Origin of the sequence: Methylobacterium sp. J-043, from assembly GCF_022829505.1 — a bacterium.
Lineage (GTDB): Bacteria > Pseudomonadota > Alphaproteobacteria > Rhizobiales > Beijerinckiaceae > Methylobacterium > Methylobacterium extorquens_A.
Map to the genome: position 1 here is coordinate 156,740 of NZ_JAKSYB010000063.1, position 13,627 is coordinate 170,366.

Annotated in this window: 12 protein-coding genes and 1 other RNA gene; 7 read left to right on the forward strand and 6 right to left on the reverse strand. The window is 70.2% G+C overall.

Annotated elements, in window-relative coordinates:
- Positions 1-41: 41 nt before the first annotated feature.
- Entirely contained in the window at positions 42-947 is a 906-nt protein-coding gene (locus MKK50_RS18705) for an alpha/beta hydrolase (RefSeq protein ID WP_253373159.1), read from the forward strand.
- A 34-nt stretch (positions 948-981) separates the two neighbouring features.
- Here MKK50_RS18705 and MKK50_RS18710 read toward each other — a convergent pair whose 3' ends face one another.
- Positions 982-1,401, reverse strand: a complete 420-nt coding sequence (locus MKK50_RS18710) for an acyl-CoA thioesterase (RefSeq protein ID WP_253373161.1) — start codon at positions 1,399-1,401, stop codon at positions 982-984.
- Between the two features lie 244 nt (positions 1,402-1,645).
- Here MKK50_RS18710 and MKK50_RS18715 point away from each other — a divergent pair, with 244 nt between their 5' ends.
- Positions 1,646-2,314, forward strand: a complete 669-nt coding sequence (locus tag MKK50_RS18715) for a transglutaminase-like cysteine peptidase (protein WP_499024513.1) — start codon at positions 1,646-1,648, stop codon at positions 2,312-2,314.
- 165 nt (positions 2,315-2,479) lie between these two features.
- Positions 2,480-2,797: a hypothetical protein gene (locus MKK50_RS18720; RefSeq protein ID WP_499024515.1), complete on the forward strand. Its 318-nt coding sequence runs from the start codon at positions 2,480-2,482 to the stop codon at positions 2,795-2,797.
- A gap of 22 nt (positions 2,798-2,819) precedes the next feature.
- Here the strand turns inward: MKK50_RS18720 and MKK50_RS18725 are convergent, their stop codons facing one another.
- The 3 genes from MKK50_RS18725 to MKK50_RS18735 form a co-directional block, all read right to left on the reverse strand.
- Complete coding sequence (locus MKK50_RS18725) at positions 2,820-4,184, reverse strand: ATP-binding response regulator (RefSeq protein ID WP_499024518.1); 1,365 nt, start codon at positions 4,182-4,184, stop codon at positions 2,820-2,822.
- Positions 4,185-4,194: 10 nt separating this feature from the next.
- Positions 4,195-5,373 carry an FIST N-terminal domain-containing protein gene (locus MKK50_RS18730; RefSeq protein ID WP_499025117.1) on the reverse strand — a complete coding sequence of 393 codons (1,179 nt, stop codon included), beginning with the start codon at positions 5,371-5,373 and terminating at the stop codon, positions 4,195-4,197.
- Positions 5,374-5,485: 112 nt separating this feature from the next.
- Positions 5,486-7,024 (reverse strand): YifB family Mg chelatase-like AAA ATPase, encoded by a 1,539-nt coding sequence (locus tag MKK50_RS18735; RefSeq protein WP_253373181.1) that lies wholly within the window; start codon positions 7,022-7,024, stop codon positions 5,486-5,488.
- Positions 7,025-7,174: 150 nt separating this feature from the next.
- Between MKK50_RS18735 and MKK50_RS18740 the strand changes: the two genes are divergently transcribed.
- Complete coding sequence (locus MKK50_RS18740; RefSeq protein ID WP_253373183.1) at positions 7,175-7,435, forward strand: PepSY domain-containing protein; 261 nt, start codon at positions 7,175-7,177, stop codon at positions 7,433-7,435.
- A 33-nt stretch (positions 7,436-7,468) separates the two neighbouring features.
- Here the strand turns inward: MKK50_RS18740 and MKK50_RS18745 are convergent, their stop codons facing one another.
- Positions 7,469-7,972 (reverse strand): DUF5991 domain-containing protein, encoded by a 504-nt coding sequence (locus MKK50_RS18745; protein ID WP_499024522.1) that lies wholly within the window; start codon positions 7,970-7,972, stop codon positions 7,469-7,471.
- Positions 7,973-8,074: 102 nt separating this feature from the next.
- Here MKK50_RS18745 and ffs point away from each other — a divergent pair.
- From ffs to MKK50_RS18760, 3 genes are all read left to right on the forward strand, one after another.
- An RNA gene (ffs, locus tag MKK50_RS18750) (signal recognition particle sRNA small type) lies at positions 8,075-8,171 on the forward strand.
- A 57-nt stretch (positions 8,172-8,228) separates the two neighbouring features.
- Positions 8,229-10,109, forward strand: coding sequence for a DNA polymerase III subunit gamma/tau (locus MKK50_RS18755; protein ID WP_499024525.1), 1,881 nt, complete (start codon positions 8,229-8,231; stop codon positions 10,107-10,109).
- 89 nt (positions 10,110-10,198) lie between these two features.
- Positions 10,199-10,522 (forward strand): YbaB/EbfC family nucleoid-associated protein, encoded by a 324-nt coding sequence (locus MKK50_RS18760; protein ID WP_012253408.1) that lies wholly within the window; start codon positions 10,199-10,201, stop codon positions 10,520-10,522.
- A gap of 603 nt (positions 10,523-11,125) precedes the next feature.
- Here MKK50_RS18760 and MKK50_RS18765 read toward each other — a convergent pair.
- On the reverse strand, positions 11,126-13,528 hold the full coding sequence (locus MKK50_RS18765; protein ID WP_499024526.1) for a GumC family protein: 2,403 nt from the start codon (positions 13,526-13,528) through the stop codon (positions 11,126-11,128).
- Between the last annotated feature and the right edge of the window lie 99 nt (positions 13,529-13,627).

Below are 13,627 nucleotides of genomic sequence, written 5' to 3' on the forward strand. Positions count from 1 at the left end.
GCCATGAATCCGCCGCGACCGCCGCGTCAATCACGGGTTACATGATTAAGGCATTCGTCTCCCTCGTCTCGCTGGTTTGCCTCGGGCTCACCGCCCTGGGCTTAAGCGGTTGCTCGCCGCTGGCGCTGTTCGATGCGCTCGGGCCGCGCGACAAGGGCGGGCGCCTCGCGATCCGCGACGCGGCCTACGGCACCGACCCGCGCCAACGCCTCGACGTGTTCGTGCCGACCGACCCCGTGACGCGGGCGCCGGTGCTGGTGTTCTTCTACGGCGGATCGTGGAACAGCGGCAGCAAGGACGATTACGCCTTCGCCGCGCAGGCCCTGGCCGCGCAGGGCTTCGTGACCGTGCTGCCGGATTACCGGCTCTACCCGCAGGTGCGCTTTCCCGACTTCCTGAAGGACGGGGCGGCGGCCATCGCCTGGGTGCGCGACAACATCGCCGCGCAGGGCGGCGACCCGAGCCGGATCGTGCTCGCGGGCCATTCGGCGGGCGCCTACAACGCGGCGATGCTCGGGCTGGACCCGGAATACCTGCGCCAGGCCGGCGTCGATCCGCGGGTCATCCGGGCGGTGGCCGGCCTGTCGGGCCCCTACGACTTCCTGCCCTTCGACCAGAAGACCTCGATCGACGTGTTCGGGCAGGCGCCCGACCCGGAGGCGACGCAGCCCGTGTCCTTCGCCGGTGCCCACTCGCCGCCGACCTTCCTCGCCACCGGCGACAAGGACACCGTCGTGCGGCCCCGCAACACCGCGAGCCTCGCCGAGCGCCTGCGCACCGCCCGCGTGCCGGTGCAGGAGCGGGTCTACGAGGGACTCGACCATGCCGACACGCTGCTGTCGCTCTCCGTCAGCTTCCGCCGCAAGGCGCCGGTGCTCGCCGAGATGAGCGCCTTCCTGCACCAGCACGCGAGCGCACGCCGGCTCACCACGCTGACGATGCACTGACAGCCCGGTCCGCGATCGGCGGGCATCGCCGCCTTCAGCCCTCCAAAGCCTCCGGGATCGGCCGCGGCCGGCGGTCCGGCCCGATGGCGACGAAGGTGAAGAGGCCCTCCGTCACTTTCATGGTGGTCTCGCCCTCCCGCTCCCGGCGCCAGACCTCGACTTGGATGCGCATCGAGGTGCGGCCGGTCTTCACGATCCAGGCATAAAAGCTCACCTCATCGCCGACGAAGACCGGGCGGTGGAACGTCATCGCCTCCGCCGAGATCGTGGCGCAGCGCCCCCGCGCCCGGCGGGCGGCGACATTGCCGGCGGCCATGTCCATCTGCGCCATCAGCCAGCCACCGAAGATGTCGCCGGCCGGGTTCGTGTCGGTGGGCATCGCCACCGTGCGGATCACCGCCGGCCCGCGGTCAGTGGGCTGCACGGCTTCGGCGGAAAGGAGTTCGCTCGTCATCGGAAGGCTTTGCGGATCCTGGAATAATCCCAAGCCTAGCAGGTGCCGTGCCGGCGCGGCCACCGCGCTCGGTGACGGTGCTCGGGACTTGTCTCGCACCGGCTCATGCGCCCCGCCGCGGGCGTCCCGGCCCCGATCGATCAAATGCGACGGATCACGTTAACCGATTTTTAACTCGCCGATTGCGGGAACCGGACGGCCGTGAGAGCTTCATTAACAGAAGCTTAACTGCTCGGTCAGGGCCATGCGTATCGCGTTCTCCAAGCTCTGTGTTGTCCGGTCCGCGCTCACGAGCCGCCTGCTGGCGGGCCTCGCCCTGGCCGGGGCTCTTCTCATCGCGCCGGCCCCGCGCGCCGAGGCGCAGCCGACCGCCGCGCTGCCCGCGGTGAGCCTGTCGGCGGTCACCACCGGCCCTGCCCGGCCGATCGCCGCCTGGGCCGAGTTCTGCGAGCGCTATCCGGGCGAATGCACGGTCGATCGCACCGAGGCCGCCAGCATCACCCTGACCCCGGCGCTGTGGCAGACGATCAACGCGGTCAACCGCCGGATCAACCGGTCGGTGGAGGCGGTCACCGATCAGGAGCACTGGCGCGCCGCCGACCGCTGGGACCTCGCCGAGGACGGCCGGGGCGACTGCGAGGACTTCCAACTCCTCAAGCGCCGCCTGCTGGTCGAGGCCGGCCTGCCGCGCCGGGCGATGCGGATGACGGTGGTCATCGACGAGAAGGGCGAGGGCCACGCGGTCCTCACGATCATCACCAACCGCGGCGATCTGATCCTCGACAACAAGACCAACGCGGTGCTGCCCTGGACCCAGACCGGCTACACCTTCGTCAAGCGCGAGAGCCAGGAGGCTGTGGGCTGGATGGCGCTCGGCCGCGACGCCTCGCCGCTTACGGCGGCCAACCGCTGAGGGAAACGTTTCCCGGTCCCAAATCGGGACCGGACATGGACCCGGCGCGTTAGCGGGTTTTAACGGTTCGGCCGCCAAGGTTGATGAGAGGTTTCCGCGAAGGCTTTCCGCCCCGGAAAACCCCGTCACCGCCTCAGGTTCGCCGTCCCAGGGTCCGCTCGTCCCATGCGTCGCGTCCTCCTCGCCAGCATTCTCGCCCTCTTCGCCGCCCTCCCCGCGCGGGCGGAAACCGCGGAGGGCGCGCGTCACGCGGCGTGGCAGGCCTGTCTCGACGAGGCGTTCGCGGAGCAGATCCGCACCACCAGCCGCAGCTTCGCCGCCACCAAGGCGGTCTCGACCTGCCGGGATCGGGAAGAGGCCTATCTCGGCGTGCTGGCCGGATCGCCGCTCCTCGACGGCGAGGACGTCACCCGCATCCGCCCCGCCCTCGTCGCCCGCGCCCGCGACCGGCTGATGGGCGAGCGGCGCTTCAGCGCGCTTTGACCCCGCCCATCCTCGCCGCGCCTCACGCCAGCATGTAGGCGAGCAGCGAGCGCAGTTGCGCCGGCTTGATCGGCTTGTGGACGAGTTCGGCCCCCGTGGCCTGGGCGCGAGCGGCGATGTCGGCCCCGTGATCGGCGGTGGTGAGGATCACCGGCGTCACCCAGCCCCGGTTGCGCCGCAGGTAATCCACCACATCGAGGCCGCAGGCGCCGTTGTCGAGGTGGTAGTCGATCACCATCACGTCCGGCCGCGCCAGACCGGCACCGAGGGCGGCGACGACGCCGGCCAGATCGCGAAACACCTGCACCTCGGCATCCCAGTTGCGCAGGAGCCGTTGCAGCGCCTCCGCCGTCGAGGCGTCGTTCTCGATCGCAAGTACCCGTGCGCCCGTCAGCGCCGTGGCGAGCGGCGCGAGGGTCACCCGCGCGTCCGGACGCTGGGTGGCCAGCGGCAGGGTGAGGCTCAGCCGCGTGCCGTGGCCGCTGTGGGAATGCAGTTCGATGGCGTGATCCAACGTCGAGGCCATGCGCTGCACGATCGACAGGCCGAGCCCGAGACCGATCCCGCCATCGTCGCACTCGCGCGCGCCACGAAAGAACTCCTCGAAGACCAGCGCCCGCTCGGTCTCGGGAATGCCGCAGCCGGTATCGACCACGTCGATCCGGCAGAGCCTGTCCCGTCGGCGCGCGGCGATCAGCACGCCGCCGCTCTCGGTGTAGCGGATCGCGTTGGAGACGAGGTTCTGGAGGATGCGCTGGAGCAGGATCCCGTCCGTCTCCACCACGAGGTCGGCGCAGCGGGTGACGAGGCGCAGCTCCTTGCGCTCGGCAAACGGCCGGAAGCTGGCCTCGATCCCGGCCACGAGGTCGGCGAGCCGCACCGGCTTGACCACGGGGCGCACGATGCCGGCATCGAGCTTCGAGATGTCGATGAGCGCCTTGATCAGATCCTCGATCGTCTCCAGGCCGCGCTCGACCTGCCGGGCGATGCCCTGCGCTTCCGGCCCCGGCGCGAGGTCGGTCAGCGCCGAGAGCGAGAGGCGGGCGGCGTTGAGGGGCTGGAGCAGATCGTGGCTCGCGGCGGCCAGGAAGCGCGTCTTCGAGCGGTTGGCGGTCTCGGCCTCTTCCTTGGCCGCCTGCATCGCCGCGTTCGAGCGCTCCAGGCTGTTCATCAGCGCGGTCAGTTCTTCCGTGCGGGCGCGGACGCGGCCCTCCAGCATGATCGCGGTCTGGAACAGCGAGTAGGCACCGCCCTGCTGGTCCATGGTGCGCTCGACATGGGCCATCAGCGCCGCGTTGATGCGCTCGAGCTTGGCCACGCGATGCGTCAGGGACTCGATGGTCTGCGGTTCGGGGGCCGGTTCCATCCAGAGGGTCGGGCGGTTCATCGGGCCGTCTTCATGTCGCGGGCTTCGGTTCGGCCCGGCCGATGGCGATGCCCGTGAACGTCTGGTTCAGGTGCATCGAGCGGTACTGCTCGCCATAGGTCTCGAAGCCGACCACGCCGTAGCGCCGGTAGAGGTCGGCGATCCGGTGGCGCACCTGCCGGCTCTCGGCGTCGAGCCGGCGAAACACGCAGTCGAAGCCGATCACGAGATCGAGCCCGCCGAGCGACGCGTCGAGGCTTTCGAGTTCGGCCTGCGTCGCCTCGACGATGTCGCGGGGCTGCGCCAACGTCAGCACCACGCCCTCGCCGATGGCGCAGAAGAAGGTCATCGAGCCGTCCGGCTCCACCCGGCTGATCGAGCGGCAGTAATACTCCCCGCCGATCTTCACCGCGAGCGGGTAGGCGGCAAAGCTCATGGTCGAGAGGTTTTCCGGGTCGAGCCCCACCGCCATGGCGTATTCGCGCGCCGCGGGCTCGGCGTTCAATTCGGTGACGCGCCGCTCGTCCTCGCGGGCGGCGGTGACCACGAACTTGCGGTTCGTCGGCTCGAAATTGTCGCTCTTGAAGATGCGGATCGGGAAATCGGTCTCGACCAGCAGGATCACCGCCGCGTCGCGGCAGAGCCGACCCTCGTGGATCAGCACCGTGCTGCGGAAGGCGAGGTCGTCGCCGGCCGAGCCGCCGATCAGCGGGATGCCGTCGAGCGCCCAGGCCACCGCCGAAACCACCGTCTCCTCCGCGTTGGCGAGGGAATCGATCAGCGAGAGGGCGAAGCGGTGGCCGCTGCCGCCGTCCAACCGCCCCCCGTCGAGGGTCCGGCGCAAGGCCCGCACGGTCGAAGCCGCCCCCTCCACGTCGAGCCGGGCGATGTCGGTGAGCAGACCCGAGACGATGCGGAAACCCTGGCGGGGAAAGGCGATGGCGACGAGGCCGCGGTCGATCGAGCCCGCGGGGCTGATCCCGCCGGAGGTGGAGCAGCCGGTGAGTCCGACGCCGGGGAACTGCGCCGCGAGCGCGACGGTAAGAGGCTCCGCCTCGTAGGCCGGCGAGAAGAAGACGATCAGATGGCCGACAGCCGCGCGGTCGAGGGCCTCCGCCACGGCCGCAACCGCGTCCAGGGCCTCGCCCGCATCCGTCCAGGCCGTCTGGATTCCGCACAGATGCCTGCGCATCTGCGTGCCGTGTACCACCGCCTCGCTCCCTTGCACGGAGTCTGTTCCGGCAAGCCGGCCGCCCCTGACATATTGTGCACGACTATGTCCGCCGTGACAGGGCGTGGCAATGGCCGGACCCGTGAGCCGATCAGGCCGCCGCCGCCGGCCGCTCGCCCCGCGCCCGGTAGGACAGCGCCTCGGCCAGATGCAGCCGCCGCACCTGTGCCTCGCCGTCGAGGTCGGCCAGCGTGCGGGCGACCCGCAGGGTGCGGTGGAAGCCGCGGGCGGACAGCCGCATGGTCTCGGCCGCGTGGCGGATCAGCGCCGCGCCCTCGGCATCGGGCGCGGCGGCGGATTCGATCACGGTCGCCGGGCAAGTGGCGTTGGTCGTCGCAGCCGGCAGGCCGAGGGCAGTGTATCGCGCGCTCTGGAGCAGGCGGGCCGCGGCGACCCGTGCGGCGGCCTCGGCCGAGCCCTCCGCGGGCGGCGGCAGAATCAGGTCGGCGGCGGTGACCGCCGCGACCTCGATCCGCAGGTCGATCCGGTCGAGCAGCGGCCCGGAGATGCGGGCGCCGTACTGGGCGACGCAGCGCTCGTTCGGCCCCCGGCGGCAGGCATAGCCGGGTTCCAGCGCCATGCCGCAGCGGCACGGGTTCATCGCCGCCACGAGCTGGAACCGCGCCGGATAGGTGGTCCGATGGTTGGCGCGGGCGATCATGATTTCGCCCGTCTCCATCGGCTGGCGCAAGGAATCGAGCACCTGGGGCGTGAACTCGGGCAGTTCGTCGAGGAACAGCACGCCGCCATGGGCGAGCGAGGCCTCGCCGGGCCGCGCATTCATCCCGCCGCCGACCAGCGCCGCCATGGAGGCGGAGTGGTGCGGCTGGCGGAACGGCCGCCGGTTGGAGAGCGCCCCGCCCTTCAGCTCGCCCGCGACCGACTGGATCATCGAGACTTCGAGCAGCTCGCGCGGACCGAGCGGCGGCAGGATCGAGGGAAGGCGCGCGGCGAGCATCGACTTGCCGGCCCCCGGCGGGCCGTTCATCAGCAGGTTGTGGCCGCCGGCCGCGGCGATCTCCAGGGCACGCTTGGCGCCCTCCTGGCCCTTGATGTCGCGCAGGTCCGACATCGGCCCGACGGGTGCTGCCACCGCGGGCTGCGGCCGGGCCATCACCTGACTGCCCTTGAAATGGTTGGCGAGCTGGATCAGCGAACGCGGCGCCAGCACATCCATATCGCCGGCCGCCCAGGCCGCCTCGGGCCCGGTCGCGGCCGGGCAGATCAGGCCGAGCCCACGGCCATTCGCCGCCATCGCCGCGGGCAGCACGCCGGCCACTGCGGTGATCGAACCGTCGAGCGCCAGTTCGCCGAGCACGCAATAGCCGCCGAGCGCGTCCGCCGGCAGGGCGCCGATGGCACCCATCACCGCGAGCGCGATCGGCAGATCGTAATGCGAGCCCTCCTTGGGCAGGTCGGCCGGGGCGAGGTTGACCGTGATGCGCTTGGCCGGAAGCGCCAGCCCCGAGGCGATCAGCGCCGAGCGCACCCGCTCGCGCGATTCCGCCACCGCCTTGTCGGGCAGGCCGACGATGGTGAAGGCGACGGCGCCGGCTGCGATCTGCACCTGCACATCGACGGCACGCGCCTCAATCCCCTCGAAGGCGACGGTGGCGACGCGCGTGACCATGGTGTTGCGGCAAGCTCCGAACCCGGAGGTTGCAGCCTAGGCGGCACTACGCGCGCTGGCAATCACGAGCGGGGTCGTCTGGCGATCAGGCAGGAACAACCGGGACGATCGACCGTTCGCCCGGCGTCTCTTATTAATTTGGAGCGTCTCATGTCCTTCCGCCCCCTCGCCGCCTTCGCCCTCGGCCTTGCGCTTCTCAGTGGTCCGGCGCTCGCCGACGAGAAGCTGCCGCCCGATCAGCAGGCCAAGGTCGAGGACATCCTGAAGAAGGAGGGCTTCACCAAGTGGAAGGAGATCGAACTCGACGACGGCATGATCGAGGTGGATGACGCCATCGACGCCAACGGCAAGCAGTTCGACCTGAAGCTCGACCCGAAGACCTTGGAAATCGTGAAGCGCAAGGCGGAGTAGGCGCCCGCTCCCGGAGAGGTCGCCTCTCCGGGACTACCGCATCTTCTTGAAGGTAGCACCGCTCTCGGCCACGCCCTGCCCATCCGGCTTGAGGCCCTGCCAGCGTGTGGTCAGCGCGGCATCCTTGGCGCGAGCAACCTTGGCTAACGTGAACAGGGGCTGGCCCGGCTTGTAGACCGCAACCCCGTACTTGTTGACCGTTCCGCCATCGCCGTAGCGATCGAACGCCACCACGAGATCCTGCCCGTCCCGACGGGTGCGGCAGCGGAGCGTCTCATCGGATTGAAAGCCCCGCACGGTCAGAACGCATCCGTTGCGGACATCGGGGGGCAGCATCACGAGGTCGTAATTGACGACGATGCCCGTGCCGCCGGCCGTGCGACCGGCGACGTGCTCGTAGCGGTAGCGACCCTGCCAATCCTTCGGCGCGCCCTCCTGTGCCGGCTCTCCGGCCCGATCCTGCGCGCCGGCGGGCGCGGACAGGCCCGCGAGCAGAGCGAGTACGGTGAAGTGCACCGGAATCGTGGTCGTCCGCATAGCCTCTCCCTGCATCGGCCCCTGCTTACCGGAAGCATGGCCGCGCGGATCGGGCGAGGCAACCCGCTTGCATCCCGCCGCGCGGGCCGTCATATACGGCGCGGGAGGTTGGCGAGGGACGTTTCACTCGCCAACCGGGTCAGGTCCGGAAGGAAGCAGCCCTAACGAGACCGAGCGGGTCTTTGTCCAGCCTCCCACCCTCGCCGTCCGCCTGAGCGGGACGGCCCGGCCACTTTCCGAAAATTCGAACGGCGGCATGGACGAGACGCACGGCACGCTCACCGACGAGCCGGGCCTGCCCGGCATGCCCGCCGCCGTATCCGTGCCGGCTGCGGCCCCCTATCGCGTCCTGGCGCGAAAATACCGCCCCCAGACCTTCGATGACCTGATCGGCCAGGGCGCCATGGTGCGCACGCTGGCCAACGCGTTCGCGGCCAACCGCATCCCGCAGGCCTGGATGCTGACCGGCGTGCGCGGCGTCGGCAAGACGACCACCGCCCGCATCCTCGCCCGCGGCCTCAACTACCTCCGCACCGGGCAGCCGGATACCGGCCCCACCGTGTCGATGCCGGAACTCGGCCAGCACTGCCAGGCGATCATGGAATCCCGGCACATGGACGTGCTGGAGATGGACGCCGCCTCGCATACCGGCATCGACGACGTGCGCGGCATCATCGATGGCATCCGCTATTCCCCGGTCTCGGCCCGCTACAAGGTCTACATCGTCGACGAGGTCCACATGCTCTCGGAGAAGGCGTTCAACGCCTTCCTGAAGACGCTGGAGGAGCCGCCGCCCCACGCCAAGTTCGTGTTCGCGACCACCGAAATCCGCAAGGTTCCGGTGACGATCCTGTCGCGCTGCCAGCGCTTCGACCTGCGCCGGGTCGAGGCCGACGTGCTCTCCGCCCACCTGAAGAAGATATGCGCCGCGGAAGGCGTGGAGGCCGAGGACGAGGCGCTGGCCGCTGTCACCCGCGCCGCCGAAGGCTCGGTGCGCGATGCGCTTTCCCTGCTCGATCAAGCGATCGCCCACGGGGCGGGCGCGGTCTCGGCCGCGGGCGTCCGCGACATGCTGGGGCTCGCCGACCGCTCACGCATCGTCGATCTGTTCGAGGCCGTGATGCGCGGCGACGTGCCGGCCGCCTTCGCCGAGATCCGCGCCCAGTACGATGCGGGCGCCGACCCGGCGGTGGTGCTCTCGGATCTGGCCGGCTTCACCCATCTCGTCACCCGCCTCAAGCTGGTGCCGGGGGCGGAGGCCGACCCGACCTTGAGCGAGGCGGAGCGCGTGCGCGGCGTCGCGTTCGCCGGGCGCCTGCCGGTGCGGGCCCTGTCGCGGGCGTGGCAGATCCTACTCAAGGCGCTGCCCGAGGTGCAGGCCGCCCCCCGCCCGCTGGCGGCGGCCGAGATGGCGATCGTGCGGCTCGCCTACGCCGCCGATCTGCCGACGCCCGACGAGGCCCTGCGCCAGCTTCGCGCCGACATCGCCTCGTCCGAGGGCAATGGCGCCGCTCGCCCGAGTTCCGGGCGCGACGGCGGTTCCGCCATGGCCTCGCACGGCTCTGCCGCGCTGCAGATGGCGCCCCCCGCCCCGCAACCCGCGCCTCGGCCGACCTTGGCCGCGGTTCCCTCCCCCGTCACCGCCGCGGCACCGCAACCCGCATCGCGCCCGGCTCCGGTGGCCCCCGCCGGTCCGCGGCTCGGACGCTTCGAGGACGTGGTCGCCCAGGCCGAGGCGGCCCGCGACATCGCCCTGAAGGTGGCCCTGGAGCGCGACGTGCATCTCGTGCGCTTCGAGGAGGGGCGGATCGAGTTCCGCCTTGCCCCCGGTGGCCGGCAGAGCCTCCCGACCGATCTCGCCCGGGCGCTCGATGCCTGGACCGGGCGGCGCTGGCTGGTGGCGCTCTCCAAGGAGCCCGGCGCGCCGACGCTCGCGGAGAACTCGCGGGCGGCCGAGGAAACCCGACACCAGAACGCCGCCGCCCACCCGCTGGTGCGGGAGGTTCTGTCGCGCTTCCCCGGCGCGCAGATCGTCGATGTGCGGGACAAGGCGCCGGAGACCGATGGCGCCGACGCCGCGGCGGCGGGCACCGGGCCGGCAGCCCCTCTGCCCGAAGAGACGGACGACGACGCCTGAGGCGCCCGCCTTACCCTGGCAAGGCCGGGCTCCCGCGCCTAAGTGCGGAGAGCTGACCCTTTCTCGACCGGAACCGGAGCGAACCCACCATGCGCGACCTCATGGGCATCATGAAGCAGGCCCAGGCCATGCAGGAGAAGATGGCCTCGGTTCAGTCCGAACTCGAAGCGGTCGAAGTGTCGGGCGCGTCCGGCGGCGGCGCTGTGACCGTGCGGATGACGGCCAAAGGTCAGGTGCTCGGTGTTTCCATCGACCCGAGCCTGATGGTCGCCGACGAACGCGAAATCCTGGAAGACCTGATCGTTGCCGCCTGCAACGACGCCCGCGGCAAGGCCGAGGCGACGGCGCAGGAGAAGATGGCGGAGCTGACCAAGGGCCTGCCGCTCCCGCCCGGCATGAAGCTGCCATTCTAGAACATCGTCCCGAAAGGTTTTTGCCGGCTTTCGGAAAAAGACGATGCGCTAGGCTTGGTTCGGCAGGATCGGCGGCGGGCTATCCCGTCGGCCGGAAAGGTGTCGGCCGGACGAGTGAGGCGACTTGCCACATGCGTCAGCGCGGGCGAGATCCGACGCCCTCACACGGGAGTCGCTCGCGAAATCGAAGCAATGTATCAAGGGCTTGGCATCATCGGGCCATGGCGCATCCAGGGTGCCTCGAGGCCGACATCTGAACGTTCCCCGAACGCGGCGGCACAACTCTAAATTTTGTTAAGGCGGCGATTTCATCGGAGCGGCAAGGTGAATGGGCCGGGTCGAACGCGGCCCCCCTTAGCGAGGCTCGGCGGTTCCGCCGGTCCCTCCGATCTGGGCCGGCGGAACCACCGCCCTGATTCGGGGAGATACCGTACGGATCCTGCTCCCGGTTTCCCTGACCGCCGCGTGCGTTGCCCTCGCGGCCTTTGTTGGCACCACAACCTCTCGGCCCTGCTTGTTGCCGCCGCGATGACCGCGACGGAAGAAGAGCAGGGAACGGGTTGCTGAAGCGGCGCCTCGCCGCTTCAGAGGTCTGCCGGCGCGTCAGGCCGAAAGCCGCAGAGGCGTCGCTTCCAGGCTCGGAGTGAGTTCCGCGTCCTCGCCGTGGCGGGCGACCACCACCCGGCCCACGCCGGTTTCCTTGGCGAGGCGATAGAGCGAGACCAGAACCGGGTCGTCGGACGCCGCATCCGAGGCGATCACGATCGAGTCCATGCAGGGGCCGACCGCGGGAATGAGTTCGGCGCCGTCCTCGGCATTGCGCGCATCGAGGCGGCAGAGCACCCAATCGTAACTCTGCGACAGGGCGTTGAGCCCGATGGCGAGGCCTTGCGGCTCCTCCAACAGCACGTCGAGAGGCGCTGCGCCGCGCTTCACCGCGTGGAGACGTGAGCCCCGCACCGGCTGGATCACGTCGAGGAAATCGGCCGCACCGGCCACCAGATCGGTCAGGCCCGGCTCGGACGGTCCGGAGAGCGCGCCGTTCACATCGACCAGTAGCGTCTGGCGGCGCGGACCGAGCACCCGGGCGAGATTGGAGGCGAGACCGGGCGTGCCGTCGGCACGCGGGGTTTCGACCACGAGCACGCAGCCCCCCTTGGATGGCCCGGTCAACTGCCCCTTGCCGTGCGGCTTGCCGGTTCCGTTCTCCAGCCGGGCGATCAGACCATCGAGATCGGCATAGGAGGCGGAGGATTTCGCGGGGACGCCGAGCCCTTCCTTGCTCGCTCGTGCCGCATCCCCTGGCGCAGCCGCCTCGGCTCCGATCGGCGCCGTGCTGGCGAAGACCGGGTGATGCACCGTCGCCGTCGCCCTTAAGGAGTTGGCAAAGGCGAGGGCCGGCGCGAAGCGTTCCGCCGCAGAGGCCGGATAGGCCCCGCCATAGACCGGCTCGTAGGCAGGACGGCGCGACGCGGGCGGCTCCGGTTCCGGGTAGAAGTCGCGCGGACGATCGGTCCGTGCGTCTTGAACGAGGGGCTCCCCCTCATCTCCGGTACGGTCTCCGCCCGGCTCGGACGGCGTGACGAGGAGATGGCGGCCGATGACGCCCGCGCTCGCGAGCAGGAAGGCGAGCATCGTAGCGAAGGCGACGATCGGCAGCTTCTTCGGGAAGGAGGGCAGATCGGGCACGATCGCACGGGACACCACGCGGGCATTGGCCGGGCTGGCATTCTCGGCGTCGCGCGCGGCCGCCTCGCGGTAGCGGGCGAGATAGGATTCGAGCTGCTCGCGCTGGGATTTCGCCTCGCGCTCGAGAGCACGCAGCTCCACCTCGCTGGTGTTGCCCTTGGCGACCACGTCCTGCTGGCCGTCGACCGCCGCGCGCAAGGACTCGACGCGGGCGCCCGCGATCTTGGCGTCGTTCTCGAGGGTGCGCACCACCCGCTCGGCCGCGGCCTTGATCTGATTCTCGAGATCCTGGACCTGGGCCGTCAGCTCCTTGATGCGCGGGTGGGCCGGCAGCAGCGTGCGCGATTCGAGGGCGAGCTGCGCACGCATCGCCATGCGGCTCTCGACCGTGCGCCGAATCAGCTCGTTGTTGGCGACATCGGGGATCTCGAAGGCGCGGCCCTCCTTGATCATGTCCTTGAGGAGCTTGGCGCGGGCGGTCAGGTCCGCCTGGATCGTGCGCGCCTGCGAGAGCTGGCTCGACAATTCGGAGAGCTGCTGGGACGAGAGCGGCTGAGCCGCCGCGCTGCTGCCCGTGCCGATCAGGCCGTGCTTGGCGCGGAACGCCTCGACCTTCGCCTCCGCTTCGGCCACGCGGGCGCGAAGGTTGGCGATGTTGTTGCCGAGCCAGGTCGAGGCGTAACGGGCGGTATCGACGGAGGCGGCTTCCAGCGAGGCGAGGTAGAGGTCCGCCACCGTGTTGGCACCGCGCGCGGCGAGTTCGGGATCGCGCGAGCGGAACTCGACGGCGAGGATGCGCGACTTGCCGACCGGATAGACCAGCAGGTGGTCGAGATAGCTTTCAAGAATGCGATCCTCGGAAGGACGCTCCATCGGCGCAGAGACGAGGCCCAGCATCATCAGCGTGCGCCGGATCGCCGAGCTGCCCTCGGCCTCCGGATCGAATTCGGGGTTTCCGACGAGCTTCAAGCTGCGAATCGCTTCACGGGCGATGTCGCGCGACATCGCCACCTGCACTTGGCTGGCGACGGCCTGCTCGTCGATCGGCTGGATCTGGTCCGTCCGCTCGGCGGCGGTGCGGGCGAAGGCGGGGTCGCGGCTTTCCAGCAGAACCTTGGCTTCTCCGGTGTAGCGCGGGGTCACCACCTGCACGAAGACGCCCGCCCCGAGCGCGGCGACCAGCGTCGGCACGGCGATCCAGCCCCAGGAGCGGTGCAGGACGCCACCAATCTGTGCAACCGCCAATCCATCGCCGGGCCCACCGGGCCCGCCGGGCGGCGGAAGAGACGGATCGGTCGACAGCCTGAGGCGCGGCATGGGCAGTCTTTACGAAGGCGGGACGCGGATCGGGGCGATCGATCCACCTTCGACCAATAGAGGTCGTTAAGGTTGACTTCTCGTTAAGAGCTGCGGCCG